Genomic DNA, 15,666 nt, shown 5'->3' with positions numbered 1-15,666 from the left:
AGATCCGAAACGCGTGCGAGAATAGGGCTTTTCGGCGCGCGCCAAATTGCGACCAAGGTCCAATTGCTCGAATGGACGCGCCCGTCGAGCCTAGGCCGAAGGCGTCCTATCGCGCCGGTGACGGCGGCCTGCGCCGCATCACCGCCTCCGCGTCGGCGCTCCTGCCCTGGCGCGCGTACACCTCGGCGAGCAGGGCGTAGGCATCGCGGTGCTCCGGGTGCGTCCGCAGGAGCGCCTCCAGCGTCTCCGCGGCGCCGCGGAGGTCCGTCGCGCGCGCCTGGAAGAACGCCAGCGTCCACGCGTAGCGCGGCTCGTCCGGACGCAGCGCTGCTGCCATCCGCGCCAACCGGACGGCCTCGGCTGGGCGCCGCTCGCCGATCAGCACCGCCAGGTTGAAGGCGGCGGGGGCCATCCGCGGGTCGGCAGCGAGCGAGGCGCGGAGCATCTTCTCCGCCTCGTCGCGCTTGCCCACCTCCGCCAGGAGGAGCCCGAGGTCGAAGGAGATGGCGGCACCGGTCGGGTGAAGGGCGTGGGCCTCGCGGAGCAGCTTCTCTGCCTCCTCGAGGCGGCCGCCGGCCGCGAGCAGCATCGCGAGGTTGGCCTTCGCCATGTAGAGCTGATCGTCGATCTCGAGGGCGCGGCGGTACTGCCGCTCGGCGTCCGCCGGACGCCCCAGCGCGGCGTAGAGGTTCCCGAGGTCGTACGGACCGGACGGCAGGTCCGACATGTACCGCTGGCCCTCGACGTACTCGTCGAGCGCCGCCGCCTGAGCCTTGCGCTGGGCCTCGGTGAGGCGCTGGGCCGGAGTGCCGGCGAGGCGGGCCGCGGCTTCGGCGCGCACCGCGCGGACCGGGTCCTGGAGGAGTGGACCGAGGAGGCGCGCGAGCGTCCCCGGATCCTCCACGTGCAACCGCCGGACCGCCGTCACCCGCAGCAGCGGCTCCGGATCGCCGAGCGCCCGCTCCACCGCAGCCCGGGCCCCCGGGCCCGGGTAGCTCGCGAGCAGGTCCACCGCGGTGGCCCGGGCCACGACCGGCCGGAGCTGGTCCTGGCCGAGCTGGATCAGGTCCGCCTCGGCCTCCGGCGCCAGCGCGCGGCCGGCCGCGAGGATCGTCCCGTAGTGCGGCTTCCGCTTCTTGCCGTACCAGCCGTCGTACTTCGCCTGCACCCAGGCGGCCGGCCTGTCCGCGTGGCACCCCGCGGCGCTGCACGCGTTCGGGACGCCGATGGCGGCGGTGAGGTCCGGGCGTGGCACGCGCATGGAGTGGTCGCGCCGGAAGTGCACCACCATGAAGCTCTGGCCGGGCATGTGGCACGAGACGCAGAGCACGCCGGCGCTCGGCTTCCCTCGCCACACCTGCTTGTGGAAATGATGCGAGGCCGCGTCGTAGGTGTCGCGGCGGTGGCAGCGCGTGCAGAGCTCGTTGCCCTCCTTCTGGTGCTTCCCCGAGTGGACGTCGTGGCAGTCGCTGCAGCGCACGCCATTCGCGTACATCTTGCTCTGCGTGAAGGCGTGCCACTCGAAGTCCTCGTCGAGGATCTGGCCGTCCGGGTGGAACACGCCGGGCGCGAGGAGCACCGGCAGGTAGCGGTCGAGGAGCTCTCCGCCCGGCACGCCCTGGTCGGCGAGCTGGGCCCGCCGGGCGTGACACGGCGCGCACAGCCCGACGAGCTCCGGCCCGGCGAGCCTCGCGGTGCGCGTGACGAGCGCGGCGTTCTCCACCTGCGGGCGCCCCATCGCCGGCTGCTCCGCCCAGGCGACGTGGCGCGACCCCGGGCCGTGGCACGCTTCGCAGCCGACCATGATCTCGGACCAGGTGGTCTGGTACTCGTCCTTCTCCGGGTCGTAGCGCTTCCGCACCGCCGTCGAGTGGCAGTCGGAGCACATCGCGTTCCAGCTCTGGCCGGGCCGGGTCCAGTGGAGCCAGTCGCCCGGCGGCGCAGCGGGCCCGGGGTTCACGTAGAACCAGCGCTTCGCCCTCGTGTCCCAGGCCATCGAGAGCGTCTGCAGGCGACCACCGGGGAACGCGATCAGGTACTGCTGCAGCGGCTCGAGGCCGAACGCGTAGGCCACCTCGTAGTCGTGCATCGCTCCGTCGGGACCCTCGGCGTGGACCATGAACCGCTCGCCCTGCCGGAAGAACCGCCAGGTCTTCCCGCGGTGCTGGAAGGTCGCGCCCCCGAAGTCCCCGAGCACCGTGTCGTCGCGGGCCGCCTGCATCGCCCTGGCGTGGTGCGAGCCCTTCCACAGGTCGTAGGGCTTCTGGTGGCAGGCCTTGCAGCGCTCGCTGCCGACGTACCGGGCCTCTGCAGGCGCGGTGGTGCGTGGGCCCCGCGACGCGCGGACCGCGAGGTGGAGCGGGACGGCCAGCACGATCACCGCCGTGGCGGCGACGCCCGCGACGCGCCACCGGCGGAGCGGGTCGGGCTTGCCGGTTCCGCGCGGATCCGAGGTCTGGAGGCCGTTCACCATCTGTGCCTACAGGTACGTCACCTGGCCCGGCTCGAACCGGGTCCGCTCGACGCGGCGGCCGGTGTCCACCTTGACGATGCCCGCCTCGATCACGACCGGGAAGAGGTCGAGCGCGCGCGGCGCCGGCGGCGAGAGCACCTCGCCGCGCAGGTCGAACACCGAGGCATGGCACGGGCACGGGAAGACCCTGTCCTTCTCGCTCCAGGGCACGGTGCAGCCGAGGTGCGTGCACCGGGAGGAGAGGGCGAGGAACCCACCGTCGGCGAGTCGCACGAGGTAGAACTTCCCCGCGGGAAACGGGCGCACGGACGCGGGCGTGAACTCCGCGACGGGGCCGGCGGTGATCACCGCGGCGCCGCGCGCGCCACCTTCCTTGCGCGGCGCGAGGTAGGCCGCGACGACCGCGACGAGCTCCGCGGCGGCCACGATCCCGAGCGCCTTCCAGACGCGGGCGAGGAACGTGCGCCGCCCGGGCGAGGCGGGCGCGTTCGCGGAGGCGGTCGGCGTGGTCACGAGGTCTCCTAGGAGCGCGGCGACCACGGCCAGGCGAGCGCCATGGCCTGGCCGCGGAAGAGCACGCCCGTCACCGTCAGGACGGCGAAGGCTGCGAGGACGAACGTGAACGCGGCCTGGACGGCCTCGAGGCGCGACGCGCCCCGGCGGCGGGCGAGGAGCGCGACGGCGGCGACGGCGGCCGCGGCCGCGAGGACGGGGAGGAGCCCGCCGCGGATCGCCGGGGCGAGCGCGGGGAGCCACGGCGGCGCCCTGCGCAGCGGCTCGTCCACGAGGATCGCGCCGGCCGCGAGCACCGCGCCCGCCACGGCCGCGCCGATCGCGCTCCGCGCGCCCCGCCGCGACTCGAACCACCGGCCGGTCGTCTTCGCGCCGCCGGCGAGGGAGGGCAGGGCGGCGAGCAGCGCCAGGGCCAGGGCCGGCACGATCACCGCCGCGAAGAGCGGGTGGAGGTGGACGAGGAGCTCCTGGACGCCCATGAAGTACCAGGGGGCCTTCGCCGGGTTCGGGCTCATCCCCGGGTTCGCCTCCGCCAGCAGCGGCGCGTCGGCGACCGCCGCGACGAGCAGCACGGTCGCCGTCACGACCAGCGCGGCGACCCCCTCGCGCTGGGTCAACGCCGGAGAGGTGGGCACGAGCGAGCCGCGCGGCGAGGCGGCGTCGCCGGCCCCGTCCGGCAAGACGACGCCGCCCACCTTGCGCACGAGCCAGAAGTGGAAGGCGAGCAGCAGCAGCATCGCGAGGGGCAGGATGGCCACGTGGAGCACGAAGAACCGTGCCAGCGTGGCTGGGCCGATGTCGGGCCCGCCGCGCGCGGCGCGGAGGAGCACACCGCCCGCGAGCGGCACGTACTGGAGCATCCCGGTGCTGATGGTGACGGCCCAGTACGCGAGCTGATCCCACGGCAGGAGGTAGCCGGTGAACGCGCTCGCGACCACGAGCAGCAGGAGCGCCAGCCCGACCAGCCAGTTGCCCCGCCTGGGCGGGAGGTGCCCGCCCCGGTAGAAGACGCGGAGCAGGTGGAGGAACACGACGAGGACGAGCCCGTTCGCCGCCCAGTGGTGCGCGTTGCGGACGAACGCGCCGAAGTGCACCTCGTCCACGAGGGCGGCGACCGTCCCGTACGCCCGCTCCGGCGACGGCTCGTACGAGACGAGCAGGAGCGCGCCGGTCGCGGCGAGGAGCAGGAAGAGCACCAGCGCCGCGCCGCCGAGCCCGAAGGTCCGCGACAGGCGGAGCGAGGCGGCCGGGACGACGCGGGGGTGGAGGTGGAGGACGAGGTTCGAGAAGCCCGAGGGCCTGCGCGCGCTCGACGCTGCTTCCCCGGCTCGCGGATCGAGGCCCCCCATGCGCTCCGTCCTGCGGGCGCGATGCGCCCGCTGCCGCTTTGGTGCAGGAGCATACCGCCCGATGCGCGAGGCGACCATTGCGGCCGAGCGCCCCGCTCCCGCGTAGGCCCAAGGTCCGCTTCCACGCAGGCCGCGCGCGCGGTATCGGGCCGAAAGCTCGCGAGCGCGGATGCCCCGCCGCTCGATCGGAGGCAATCATGGCGACGATTCGCGGTCATTGCGTGGCGGCTCTCCTGTGCACGCTCGCCCTCGGGACCGGCTGCGCGACCGGGTCGAAGGAGGCGGCAGGCCCGCAGCCGAAGTACCAGGACACGCGCACGACGGTGGCGACGGCGACCGTCACGGCGCTGGATCTCGGTACGCGGATGGTGACGATCAGGAGCGCGGACGGCGAGTCGTACACGTTCCGGGCGAGCGACGAGGTGCGCAACCTCGGACAGGTGCGGGTCGGCGATCAGGTCAAGGTCGAGTACACCGAGTCCATCGTGGTGGACGTGAGGAAGTCGGACGGCACCGCGCCGGATGCCGCGGTCGTCACCTCCGTGGATCGCGCGCCGGCCGGCGCGAAGCCGGCGGGGGTCGTGGGCCAGTCCACCACCGTCTCGGCGGCCATCGTCGCGATCGACCGGAGCACGAACCGCGTCACGCTGAAGGGGCCGTCCGGGAACCTGCGGGTCCTCCAGGTGAAGGATCCGAAGAAGCTCGAGGACGTCGCCGTCGGCGACATCGTCTACGTGACGTACACCGAGGCCCTCGCCATCTCGGTCGAAGAGTTGAAGTAGCCAAACGACGACCCCGCGCGAGACGGCGAGCACCGCGCCACCCCCGCGCGGAGGCGCGCCCTGCGGCAGCCTTGCGCACCAGAGCGCGGGAGGCCGCGCAGGTCGTCGTCCGGAGCACCCGCGTCGGTGCGAACGTCCGGGCGACGACCGGCTACCATGACGAAGAGTCGAAGCACGCCGCTCGTCCGGGGGGAGGGGCTCGATTCGCGAACGGGATCCAGCTCGGTCGACCGGCCTCGCGCGCCTTCGCCGGCTCTTCGGCCGCGGCCCTGTCGCGACGTCGCCTCGCGCGACGGTGGAGGCGCGCCGCCGCGACGACGCGTCGGTGCTCCTTCGTCTCGGTGGGACCTGGCGTCTCGCCGATGGGCTGCCGGGCGTCGACGAGGTCGAGCGCGAGGTGGACCGCGCGCGCCCCCCGAGCGTCACGATCGAAGGCAGCGGCCTCGGCGCGTGGGACAGCGCCCTCGTGGTGTTCGTCGACGCCGTCCTCGAAGGCTGTCGCGCACGAGCAATTCCGGTGGACGCGAGCGGCCTCCCGGCCGAGGTCCGCCGGCTCGTCGAGATGGCGCAGGCGAGCGCCGCTCCCGTCGAGCGCACGGTGCGGGCGCCGAGCGGCATCGAGCGCCTCGGCGTGCGGGCCCTGGAGCGGCACGGGCGGCTGGGGGCTGCCGTCGCGTTCATCGGCGAGACTGCGCTCGCGCTCGGAAGGTTCGCGAGCCGGCGCGCGCGCTTCCGCTCCCAGGACCTGTGGCTGCTCGTCCAGCAGTGCGGCGCCGAGGCGCTCCCGATCGTCGCGCTCGTGAACTTCCTCGTGGGGATCATCCTCGCGTTCGTCGGGATCACGCAGCTCCGGTACTTCGGCGCCGAGACCTACGTCGCGGACATCGTCGGGATCGCGGTCGTGCGCGACATGGCCGCGCTCATCACCGGGGTCACGCTTTCAGGGCGGAGCGGCGGTGCGTTCGCGGCCCAGATCGCCACGATGAACGTCACGCAGGAGGTCGACGCGCTGCGCACGTTCGGCATCTCGCCGGTCGAGTTCCTCGTCGTCCCCCGCGTCCTCGCCCTCGCGGCGATGGCGCCGTTCCTGACGCTCTTCGCCGACGCGACCGGCATCCTCGGAGGCGCCGTGGTCGGCACCACGATGCTGCACCAGCCGTTCGAAGGCTACGTGCGGCAGACGGCGCTCGCCGTCGCGGCGGGGGACGTCGTCGGCGGGCTCGTCAAGGGCGCGACCTACGGCCTCCTCATCGCGCTCACCGCCACGTTCCAGGGAATGCAGGCGGAGCGCACCGCCGCCCGCGTCGGGGACGCGGCGACGCAGGCGGTCGTGACCGGCATCGTCTCGATCATCGCGGCGTGCGGGGTGTACCAGTACGTGTTCTTCCTGTTCGGGTGGTGAGCGTGGGGGACGACGTCATCAGCGTGCGCGGGCTCACGATGGGGTTCGGGGACCGCGTGGTCATGCGCGATCTCGACTTCACCGTCCATCGCGGCGAGGTGTTCGTCGTGATGGGCGCGAGCGGCTGCGGGAAGACCACCCTGCTCCGCCACCTCCTCGGGCTGCAGGAGCCCACCGCCGGCGAGGTCCGCTACGACGACGAGAGCTTCACGAGCGCGCCCCGCGACGCGCGCGAGCGGATCCTCCGGCGCGTCGGCGTCCTCTTCCAGGGCAGCGCCCTCTGGACGTCCATGACGCTCGCGGAGAACGTCGCGCTGCCCCTCGAGCAGTTCACGCCGCTCCCCGCGTCGAGCATCCGCGCCGTCGTGCGGCTGAAGCTCTCGCTCGTCGGGTTGGGCGGCTTCGAGGACTACTACCCGTGGGAGCTGTCCGGAGGGATGCAGAAGCGCGCCGGGCTCGCCCGCGCGATCTCGCTCGACCCGGAGATCCTGCTCATCGACGAGCCGTCGGCGAGCCTCGACCCGCCGACGGCGCGGCGGCTCGACGCCCTCATCCTCCAGCTGCGCGACGCGCTCGGGACGACCGCCGTCGTCGTCACCCATGACATCGCGACGATCCTCGGGATCGGGACCCGCGCGCTGTTCCTCGACGGAGAGGCCCAGCGCGTCATCGCCGAAGGCGCGCCGGCGGAGCTGCGCAGCAGCGGACCGGCATCGGTGCGCGCGTTCCTCGGAGGAAGCGTCGCCCGTCCGTGAAGGAGGCCTCATGCCACGCAAGTTCGATCCGAAGCTGGTCGGCGCGTTCGTGGTCGCGGCCGTCGCGCTCGGCATCGTCGCGGCGGTCTACCTCGGCGCCGGCCGCGTCCTCCAGCACCGCGTCAAGTTCGTGGTGGTCTTCGCGGAGGACCTCGCAGGCCTGGAGGTGGACGCACCGGTGAAGTTCCGCGGCGTCCCGGTCGGGCGGGTGTCCAGCATCCATCTCTCGATGGGGGCCACGACGGAGCCCCTGCGCGAGCTCCGCATGCCCGTCGTGATCGAGCTCAACCAGACGCGGATCCGGGAGATGGGCGGGGAGATCGACCTCTCGGATCGACGCGTGGTCCGCACGCTCATCGACCACGGCCTGCGCGCGCGGCTCGCGCTCGAGAGCTTCCTCTCGAACCGCCGCTACGTGGACCTCGACATCCTGCCCCAGGCGCCACCGGCCCGGCCATCGCCGATCCCGCTCCCCTACCCGGAGATCCCGGTCTACGCGGAGCCGAGCTGGGCCGCGCTCCAGACGGACGTCTCGAAGCTCCTCACGAAGCTCCAGGCCCTGGATCTCGAGGGGCTCGTCGCCGATCTTCGCCGGGCGGCGCGCTCTCTCGACCGTGCCGCCGGCGGCGTCGACGCCGCCGTCGCGGCGTTGCCGGGCACGCTTCGGGCCGCGGACGCCGCGATCGCATCCGTCCGGAGCGCCGCACGCGCCATCGAGACGAGCGTGCCGCCGCTCACCGCGGACACCCGGGCCGCGGTCGTCCAGCTTCGCTCGACGCTCGACCGGGCCGAGGCCGCCATCCGGCACGTGGACGAGCTCGTCGATCCCGCCTCGCCGCTCGCGTGGCAGCTCACGATGACGCTCGGCGAGGTCCAGAGCACCAGCCGCGCGCTGCGCCACGTCGCGGAGGGGCTGGACCGCGACCCGAGCGCGCTCGTCCGCGGCCGCGCGGAGGAGCGGTGATGAGGCGGGCGGCCGTGCTCGGGGCACTGCTCGCGCTCGTCGCCGGGTGCCTGTCGCTCGGACCGCGACCCGACCGAACCCGCTACTACATCCTCGAGCCCGAGGCGGGCTCGGCGAGCCCGACCCGCCCGGCGGTGCCGGTGCTCGGCGTCGGCCCGGTGCGGCTGCCGGCCTACCTCGACCGGCGGGAGATCGTGACCCGCGCCGGACCCGCGCGACTCGAGCTGACGACGATCGATCGCTGGGCTGCGCCGCTCGACGTCCTCTTCACGAGCGTCCTCGGCGAGGATCTCCGCGCGGCCGCTCCGGCGCGCGAGGTGCTCGCGTGGCCCTGGACCGCGAGCGCCGCTCCGGAGTGGTCGGTGTCCGTGGACGTGCTGCGGTTCGACGGCGAGCCGGACGGGACGGCCGTCCTCGAGGCCCGGTGGATCCTGCGCCGGCATGGCGCGCTCGCGCACCAGGGAGTCACGATCGCGCGCGAGCGGCGCACGGCGCCCGAGCTCGCCGCGACCGTCGTGGCGCTGAGCAGGGCGATCGGCGCGCTGTCTCGCGACATCGCGGCGGCGATGGAGGCGAGCCAGGGGGAAGCGCCGCGCCCGGAGGCAAGCCGCTGAGCTCGGCGCGACGATCGTCCGCGGGAGCCGCGCGGGGGTCGGCGAGGCACCGTCGCGTTTGGGGGTAGCGCCACCCCGCTGGGGCGCGTCGATGCCGGCGCGCTCGCACCCCGACCGACGGTACGCGATCCGACGCAATGACGCGTGCGGCCGCGCTAGTCCACGGGCCCGCGGCTCGACGGTGTGAAGCGCCTGCCACACGTGTGCGCGGCGCGCTCCGAGCCCCCCCGGATTTCCCAAGGAGGCGCGCGCCCGCTTGCTGGCACGATCCTCGCGATAGCAGGCTGGTGAGCTTCGCAGGCTTCGCGGAGGAGTCAGATGATCCCCGTGCTCGTGGCAGCGCTGCTGGTGACCGCTTCGGCGACCGACACGGTGTACACGGTCGATGGTGGCCGGGTCGCGGGGACGGTCGTCGAGGAGAGCAAGACGTCGGGCGTGACGATCCAGCTACCCGACGGGTCGGTCAGGCGGATCGAGCCGAGCCAGGTGTCGCGGATCGAGTTCGCCGACGGCACCATCTCGACCTCTGGCCCACCGCCGGCTGCGTCGCCCCCGGTCGCCCCCGCTCCGCGCGCGCCGGCCGCGGAGGGTCCGGTCGACACCGTCTACTTCGCCGCCGGTGGCCGCGTGCGCGGCACCGTGATGGAGGAGGACGCCCGGACGGGCGTGAAGGTCCGCCTCCTCGACGCCTCGATCCACGCCTACCCGGCGCAGGACCTCGCACGGATCGTGTACGCGGACGGGACCGTGTCCACCCCGACCCCGGCGACGCTCCGGACCCCCGAGCCCGCTCCCCGCGCGAAGTCCCCGGAGGCGCCGTTCGACGTCGTCTACTTCCTGGGCGGCGGCCGCGTGCGCGGCACCGTCATCGAGGAGCACCCGAGGACGGGCGTCAGGGTCCGCCTGATGGACGGCTCGGTCGTGACCTACGCGCGAAACGACCTCGTGCGGATCGAGTACGCGGACGGGAGCGTCTCGCGCCGGAAGACGGTCGAGACGGCCGTGGTCGCGCAGGCGGCCCCGCCGCCCGCTGCGCCGCCGCCGCCGATCCGCACCGACATGGACCAGCTGCTCCCGCTCTATCTCACGCTCGGCGTCGGGGCGACCTTCCTCGGTGGAAGCGCCGACAGCGGCGTCTCGATGAGCAGCATCTTCGAGCCGGCACAGGCGCACCTCTCGAGCGAGCTGGCGCTGCGGTTCACCCCGTCCTTCGCCTTCGGTGTCTACGGTGACGTGGGCGCCGGCGATCCGGCCTCGTCCGTCCGGGACACGTGCCGGGTGCAGGGCATCGACTGCATCGCGACGACCGGTCGCGTCGGCTTCATGGTGCGGCACACCTGGTCCCCGCTCTCGAGGCGCCCGAAGTGGCTGTCGCTCGGCACCGGGTGGGAGTTCGGCGGCGTGACCGCCGACCACCGCAACGGCGGGGGCTACTCCGAACTCTTCAGCTACACGGGGCGGGAGTACCTGCGGCTCGGCGCGGGCGTGGACTTCCGGTCGAATCAGGTGCTCGGGTTCGGCCTGTACGGAAGCATCGCGGTCGGCGAGTACGACCGGTACAAGGTCCCGACCAGCGCCAGCGTCCCGCTCGACGGCCGTACCCACACGACGGGCCAGGTCGGCATCAGGCTGACCCTGTTCCCGTAAGCCCGCCCGGAGGAAGACATGCTGGAGCTCCTGCTCACCACCGTGCTGCTCGCGTTCTCTCCGCAGGGAGGCACCGTCTACACCGCCGAGGGTGGCCGCATCCGCGGCACGATCCTCGATGCGGGCACGGCCGGTGTGACGGTCCAGCTCGCCGACGGATCGACGAGGAAGGTCGAGGCGGCGCAGGTGTCGCGCGTCGACTTCGCGGACGGCACCTCCTGGAAGCCCACCCCGGCAACCGCGGCGCAGCCCACTGCCGCCGCAGCGCCGGCCGCGGCGACGACGGCCGCGGTCGCGCCCGCTGCCGCCGCAGGCCGGCCGACCGGCATGGTGATCCCACCCGAGAAGCTCGACACGGTCCATCTCGCGCGCGGTGGTCGGGTGCGGTGCCTCGTCGTCGAGGAGGGGCCGGAGGGCGTGGTGACGCGGCTCGTCGACGGGTCCGAGCGGCGGTACGCGCCGGGCCAGGTGAGCCGGATCGACTGGGCGGACGGGACGCGCTCGGACCTCGCGGTCCCGAAGCCCGACCTCTCCGTCCAGCCCGCCGCGACGGCCGCGACGGTTGCGCCGCCGGCTCGCTGAGGCACCGCCCGGAGCGAGCGCCGGAGCTCCTCCGGCCTCGCTCCGCAGCGCACCCGCGGCCGGGCGGCCGGGGCGCGGGCGCTAGCCGATCCGGACGACCGACTTCGTCCCGGTTGGCGGCTCCACGAGCGCTCGCGGAACCTCGTCGAGCGCGTGCCGGGTCGACACCACGCGCTCGATCGCGTGCGGCCATTGCTCGGCGAACACCCCGAGGTCCTCGACGGCCGCGCGGAACGCGTCCGGGCCGGCGTTGACCGTCCCGAGGAAGAGCTGGTTGCGGAGCACCAGGCTCTTCATGATCGTGGCGGCGTCGATCGGGATCGGTCCCTTCCGCCCGGGCACGCCCGTGAGGCAGAAGATCCCGTTCGGCCCGAGCAGCGGCATCGCCTGGAACGCCACCGGCGCGGCGCCCGTCGCCTCGAAGATGAGCCCGATGCGGCCGATCTCCAGCGCGAGGTCGGCGAGCGGCCTCCCGCTGGTGCTGCGGTAGCGGGCCCCGAACGACTCGACGAGGCTCGCCTGCGGGCCGCCCTCGGGCTCGAGGGACCACAGCCACACCTCGAACCCCCGCGCCCGGAGCGCCATCGCGCCGAGGAGACCGACCGCACCGGCGCCGATGACGACGGCCTTGACGCCGTGCTCGCGCCGCTGCACCGCTTCCGGGGCGAACCAGGGGAAGCGCCGGAGGGTCTCCAGGGCCTGGATGATCCCCTTCTCCGCGACCGTGAGCGGCTCGACCAGCACGCCGAGCTGCCTGAGCGTCCGCGGCACCCGGACGAACCAGCGGGCGTCGTCCACGATCCGCTCCGTCATGTAGCCGTGGAGCCGGTTGATGCCGCGCTCCTCGTACTCGCCGGTGAAGCAGAAGTCCGCCCGCCCGTGGCGGCAGGGCGTACACGTCGCCACCGGACAAGGGCGGCGCACCATGGGCACCGCCAGGTCCCCCGGCGCGAGCCCTCGCACCTCGGGGCCGACCTCGACCACCTCGGTCAGCGACTCGTGCCCGAGCACCAGGTGATCGTCGCCGGGCGGCGGCGCCCCGTACTCGAACCGGGCGATCTCGCGGTCGGTCCCGCAGATGCCGACCTCGAGCACCCGCGCCAGCACGTCGGAGCCCTGCGCCAGGCGCGGCTCGGGATGGTCGATGATCCGGACCTCGCGGCTCTGCGGGTAGACGGCGACGGCGCGCATGAGAGCCTCCGATTTCCGTGATCGAGAGGAGACGGTCCGGGCGAGCGAGTGGTCGCCGGGGAGGATAGCCGGCGCATGGACCCGTCGCGGCGGAGAGGCAGCCGCTCGGAGGGGTGTCAGCCTTTGGTCTACTCGCAGGTGCGTCCTGCTCGTGCCGGAATATGAGGTCTCGCAGCCCGCGCGTCGACGGGGCGCGACGTCGTCACGAGTGATTCGACGCGCGCGGCACCGCCTGGGGGCGATCATCGACACGCACGCTGCGTGTAGCAGCTCGGGTGAGCGCCGCGTCGGCGGAAGGAGCGAATCCATGCAGATGGGGATGATCGGTCTCGGCAGGATGGGCGCGAACATGGTCCGCCGGCTCGTCCGGGCGGGGCACGACTGCGTGGTGTTCGACGTGTCCGCCCGCGCGGTCGAGGCCCTGGAGCGCGACAAGGCCGTCGGCGCAGGGTCGCTGCAGGAGCTCGTCCGCGGGCTGCGGAAGCCCCGCGCGGTCTGGATCATGGTCCCGGCGGCGGTCGTCGACCGGACCATCGCCGAGCTGCTCCCCGACCTGGAGCGCGGCGACATCCTCGTCGACGGCGGCAACTCGTACTACGTCGACGATCTCCGCCGCGCGCGGGAGCTCGCACCGAAGGGGATCCACTACGTCGACGTGGGCACGAGCGGCGGCGTGTGGGGCGTGGACCGCGGCTACTGCCAGATGATCGGCGGCGAGGAGGCGGTGGTGAGTCACCTCGATCCCATCTTCGCGGCGCTCGCCCCCGACATCGCCTCGGCGCCGCGCACCCCTGGGCGGGAGGCGCGGGGAGGGACCGCGGAGCACGGCTACCTGCACTGCGGGCCGAGCGGCGCGGGCCACTTCGTGAAGATGGTCCACAACGGGATCGAGTACGGCCTCATGGCCGCGTACGCCGAGGGGCTCAACATCCTGCGCGGCGCGTCCGCCGGGAAGCGGCGGCGGGACGTGGACGCGGAGACCACGCCGCTTCGCGATCCGGAGCACTATCAGTACCAGTTCGACCTGGCCGACGTGGCGGAGCTGTGGCGCCGCGGGAGCGTCGTCGGCTCGTGGCTCCTAGACCTGACGGCGGGCGCGCTCCTCGAGGACCCCGAGCTGGAACGCTTCGGGGGCCGGGTCGCCGACTCGGGCGAGGGGCGCTGGACGATCCACGCCTCCGTCGACGAGGGCGTGCCCTCGCCCGTGCTCACCGCGGCCCTGTACCAGCGCTTCTCGTCGCGCGGCGAGGCCGACTTCGCCGACAAGGTGCTCTGCGCCTTGCGCCATGCGTTCGGCGGGCACGAGGAGAAGAAGCCGTGAGCGGCCGGGCGGACGCGCTCGTCTTCTACGGCGCGACCGGCGACCTCGCCTTCAAGAAGATCTTCCCATCGCTGCAGGCGATGATCCGCCGCGGCGTCCTCGACGTGCCGATCGTCGGCGTCGCGAAGGAGGGGAACGTCGAGCAGCTGAAGGCGCGGGCGAGGGAGAGCGTCGAGACGCACGGCGGCGTCGAGCCGGCGGCGTTCGCGCGGATGATGGAGCTCCTGCGCTACGTCGGCGGCGACTACGAGGATCCCGCCACCTTCGCGGCGCTGAAGCGCGCGCTGGGCGACGCCCGGCGCGCGGTGCACTACCTGGCGATCCCCCAGGGGCTGTTCGGGCTCGTGACGGAACAGCTCGCCCAGGCCGGCTGTGTCGAGGGGGCGCGGCTCGTCATCGAGAAGCCCTTCGGGAACGACCTCGCCTCGGCACAGGCGCTGAACCGCACCCTCCACCAGCACTTCGCGGAGCGGGACGTCTTCCGCATCGATCACTACCTGGGGAAGGGCACCGTCCAGAACCTCGTGTTCTTCCGGTTCGCCAACACCTTCCTCGAGCCGATCTGGAACCGCAACTACGTGGAGAGCGTCCAGATCACGATGGCGGAGGACTTCGGCGTCCAGGGGCGCGGCGCGTTCTACGACTGCGCCGGGACCATCCGCGACGTGGTCCAGAATCACCTGCTGCAGATCGTGTCCAACGTCGCCATGGAGCCGTTCCCCCGCAGCGCGGATCCGGAGACCGCGCGCGACGAGAAGGTGAAGGTGCTGAAGGGGATGCCGCCGATCGACCCGCGGGACGTCGTGCGCGGCCAGTTCCGCGGGTACCTGGAGGAGCCGGGCGTCGCGCCCGGCTCGACCACCGAGACGTTCGTGGCGCTGCACCTGTACGTGAACAGCTGGCGGTGGCAGGGCGTCCCCTTCTTCATCCGCGCCGGCAAGAACCTCCCGGTCACCCGGACGGAGGTGGTGGTCCGGCTCCGCCAGCCGCCCACGATCGTGGAAGGGCTGGTCTTCCCCGCCAACTACGTCCGGTTCCGGCTCAGCCCGGACTTCGTCATCGCGCTGGGCGCGATGGTCCGCGCGCCCGGCGAGAGGCTCGCGGGGCGCGAGGTGGAGCTGGAGCTCACCCACCTCCCGGGCAAGGATCGGGAGCCGTACGAGGAGCTGCTCGGCGACGCGCTCGCCGGCGACTCCTTCCGCTTCGCGCGGGAGGATTACGTCGAGGAGGCGTGGCGCATCGTCGATCCCGCGATCAAGACCGGTACGCCCGTCTACCCGTACGAGCCGGGCACCTGGGGGCCGAGGGAGGCCGAGGGTATGGTGCCGGGCGGCTGGTTCGCGGCGAGGGAGCAGGAGGCGTGATGGACATCGAGGTGCTCCCCGACGCCGGCGCCGTCGCGCGCCGCGCTGCGGCGCTCATCGCGGCCGAGGCCAGGGCCGCCGTGGCGGCCCGCGGGGGCTTCGTGTTCGCGGTCAGCGGCGGCAGCACTCCGTGGGTGATGCTGCGGGCCCTCGCCGCCGAGCAGGTCCCGTGGGAGTCGGTTCACCTGTTCCAGGTGGACGAGCGCGTCGCGCCGCCCGGGCACGACGACCGGAACCTCACGCACGTCCGGCAGAGCCTCGCCGGAGACCCGCGGCTCGCCCGGCTCGACGTCCGCGCCATGCCCGTCGAGGACGCCGACCTGGGCGCCGCGGCGGCGCGCTACGCGGAGGCGCTGCGGAGCGTGGCCGGCTCCCCGCCCACGCTCGACCTGATCCACCTCGGGCTCGGCGCGGACGGGCACACCGCCTCGCTCGTCCCGGGTGATCCCGTGCTGCAGGTCGCGGACGCCGACGTGGCGCTCGCCGGCCCGTACCAGGGCCGGCAACGCATGACGCTCACCTATCCCGTGCTGGACCGGGCCCGCCGGCTGCTCTGGGTCGTGACGGGGGCCGGGAAGGCGGCGGTCGTGCCGCGGCTCCTGGCCGGGGACGGCTCGATCCCCGCCGGCCGCGTCCGCGCCGATCGTGCGTTGCTGCTGGTGGATGCGGCGGCCGCGTCCGCGCTCGCCCCCCGCCCGTGACGGCGGCG

At 73.6% G+C, this 15,666-nt stretch carries 14 protein-coding genes; 10 read left to right on the top strand and 4 right to left on the bottom strand.

The annotated features are described in order from the left end of the window. Positions 1 to 106 precede the first annotated feature (106 nt). From AMOR_RS06770 to AMOR_RS06760, 3 genes are read right to left on the bottom strand one after another with little or no spacing between them, the layout of a single operon-like run. On the bottom strand, positions 107 to 2,473 hold the full coding sequence (locus tag AMOR_RS06770; protein WP_248359965.1) for a tetratricopeptide repeat protein: 2,367 nt from the start codon (positions 2,471 to 2,473) through the stop codon (positions 107 to 109). A gap of 6 nt (positions 2,474 to 2,479) precedes the next feature. Beyond that, positions 2,480 to 2,986 (bottom strand): QcrA and Rieske domain-containing protein, encoded by a 507-nt coding sequence (locus AMOR_RS06765; protein WP_248359963.1) that lies wholly within the window; start codon positions 2,984 to 2,986, stop codon positions 2,480 to 2,482. Positions 2,987 to 2,994: 8 nt separating this feature from the next. Further along, the gene (locus tag AMOR_RS06760) at positions 2,995 to 4,335 is read right to left on the bottom strand and encodes a cytochrome b N-terminal domain-containing protein (protein ID WP_248359960.1); all 1,341 of its coding nucleotides are present in this window, start codon (positions 4,333 to 4,335) and stop codon (positions 2,995 to 2,997) included. A gap of 197 nt (positions 4,336 to 4,532) precedes the next feature. Between AMOR_RS06760 and AMOR_RS06755 the strand changes: the two genes are divergently transcribed. The 7 genes from AMOR_RS06755 to AMOR_RS06725 all read left to right on the top strand — a co-directional run bounded on the left by AMOR_RS06755 (position 4,533) and on the right by AMOR_RS06725 (position 11,081). Further along, positions 4,533 to 5,117, top strand: a complete 585-nt coding sequence (locus AMOR_RS06755) for a hypothetical protein (protein WP_248359957.1) — start codon at positions 4,533 to 4,535, stop codon at positions 5,115 to 5,117. 325 nt (positions 5,118 to 5,442) lie between these two features. Next, positions 5,443 to 6,519, top strand: a complete 1,077-nt coding sequence (locus AMOR_RS06750; RefSeq protein WP_248359955.1) for an MlaE family ABC transporter permease — start codon at positions 5,443 to 5,445, stop codon at positions 6,517 to 6,519. 2 nt (positions 6,520 to 6,521) lie between these two features. Then, on the top strand, positions 6,522 to 7,274 hold the full coding sequence (locus AMOR_RS06745) for an ABC transporter ATP-binding protein (protein ID WP_248359952.1): 753 nt from the start codon (positions 6,522 to 6,524) through the stop codon (positions 7,272 to 7,274). A 10-nt stretch (positions 7,275 to 7,284) separates the two neighbouring features. Then, positions 7,285 to 8,238: an MlaD family protein gene (locus tag AMOR_RS06740; protein WP_248359950.1), complete on the top strand. Its 954-nt coding sequence runs from the start codon at positions 7,285 to 7,287 to the stop codon at positions 8,236 to 8,238. Further along, on the top strand, positions 8,238 to 8,852 hold the full coding sequence (locus tag AMOR_RS06735; protein ID WP_248359947.1) for a PqiC family protein: 615 nt from the start codon (positions 8,238 to 8,240) through the stop codon (positions 8,850 to 8,852). The genes AMOR_RS06740 and AMOR_RS06735 overlap by 1 nt, the downstream gene beginning before the upstream one ends. A gap of 318 nt (positions 8,853 to 9,170) precedes the next feature. Further along, complete coding sequence (locus AMOR_RS06730; RefSeq protein WP_248359944.1) at positions 9,171 to 10,499, top strand: hypothetical protein; 1,329 nt, start codon at positions 9,171 to 9,173, stop codon at positions 10,497 to 10,499. A gap of 18 nt (positions 10,500 to 10,517) precedes the next feature. Then, the gene (locus AMOR_RS06725) at positions 10,518 to 11,081 is read left to right on the top strand and encodes a hypothetical protein (RefSeq protein ID WP_248359941.1); all 564 of its coding nucleotides are present in this window, start codon (positions 10,518 to 10,520) and stop codon (positions 11,079 to 11,081) included. A gap of 81 nt (positions 11,082 to 11,162) precedes the next feature. Here AMOR_RS06725 and AMOR_RS06720 read toward each other — a convergent pair whose 3' ends face one another. After that, positions 11,163 to 12,272, bottom strand: a complete 1,110-nt coding sequence (locus AMOR_RS06720; protein WP_248359938.1) for a glucose 1-dehydrogenase — start codon at positions 12,270 to 12,272, stop codon at positions 11,163 to 11,165. A gap of 307 nt (positions 12,273 to 12,579) precedes the next feature. Here AMOR_RS06720 and gnd point away from each other — a divergent pair, with 307 nt between their 5' ends. Genes gnd through pgl form a run of 3 tightly spaced genes read left to right on the top strand, consistent with a single transcriptional unit; the run spans position 12,580 to position 15,658 of the window. After that, a complete protein-coding gene (gnd, locus tag AMOR_RS06715; protein ID WP_248359935.1) occupies positions 12,580 to 13,593 on the top strand; it encodes a phosphogluconate dehydrogenase (NAD(+)-dependent, decarboxylating) in 1,014 nt (337 codons plus the stop codon). Beyond that, the gene (gene zwf, locus AMOR_RS06710; RefSeq protein WP_248359932.1) at positions 13,590 to 14,957 is read left to right on the top strand and encodes a glucose-6-phosphate dehydrogenase; all 1,368 of its coding nucleotides are present in this window, start codon (positions 13,590 to 13,592) and stop codon (positions 14,955 to 14,957) included. The genes gnd and zwf overlap by 4 nt, the downstream gene beginning before the upstream one ends. Beyond that, positions 14,957 to 15,658: a 6-phosphogluconolactonase gene (gene pgl / locus AMOR_RS06705; RefSeq protein WP_248359929.1), complete on the top strand. Its 702-nt coding sequence runs from the start codon at positions 14,957 to 14,959 to the stop codon at positions 15,656 to 15,658. Before zwf ends, pgl begins: the two co-directional genes overlap by 1 nt. Positions 15,659 to 15,666 lie beyond the last annotated feature (8 nt).

Source organism: Anaeromyxobacter oryzae, from assembly GCF_023169945.1.
GTDB lineage: Bacteria > Myxococcota > Myxococcia > Myxococcales > Anaeromyxobacteraceae > Anaeromyxobacter > Anaeromyxobacter oryzae.
Note: the sequence above shows the minus strand (reverse complement) of the source record. Positions and strands in the feature narration are given on the sequence as shown.

Coding starts and splice junctions, on each gene's coding strand:
- AMOR_RS06770 (WP_248359965.1), bottom strand. CDS start 2,473: ATGGTGAACGGCCTCCAGACCTCGGATCCGCGCGGAACCGGCAAGCCC.
- AMOR_RS06760 (WP_248359960.1), bottom strand. CDS start 4,335: ATGGGGGGCCTCGATCCGCGAGCCGGGGAAGCAGCGTCGAGCGCGCGC.
- AMOR_RS06755 (WP_248359957.1), top strand. CDS start 4,533: ATGGCGACGATTCGCGGTCATTGCGTGGCGGCTCTCCTGTGCACGCTC.
- AMOR_RS06740 (WP_248359950.1), top strand. CDS start 7,285: ATGCCACGCAAGTTCGATCCGAAGCTGGTCGGCGCGTTCGTGGTCGCG.
- AMOR_RS06735 (WP_248359947.1), top strand. CDS start 8,238: ATGAGGCGGGCGGCCGTGCTCGGGGCACTGCTCGCGCTCGTCGCCGGG.
- AMOR_RS06730 (WP_248359944.1), top strand. CDS start 9,171: ATGATCCCCGTGCTCGTGGCAGCGCTGCTGGTGACCGCTTCGGCGACC.
- AMOR_RS06725 (WP_248359941.1), top strand. CDS start 10,518: ATGCTGGAGCTCCTGCTCACCACCGTGCTGCTCGCGTTCTCTCCGCAG.
- AMOR_RS06720 (WP_248359938.1), bottom strand. CDS start 12,272: ATGCGCGCCGTCGCCGTCTACCCGCAGAGCCGCGAGGTCCGGATCATC.
- gnd (WP_248359935.1), top strand. CDS start 12,580: ATGCAGATGGGGATGATCGGTCTCGGCAGGATGGGCGCGAACATGGTC.
- pgl (WP_248359929.1), top strand. CDS start 14,957: ATGGACATCGAGGTGCTCCCCGACGCCGGCGCCGTCGCGCGCCGCGCT.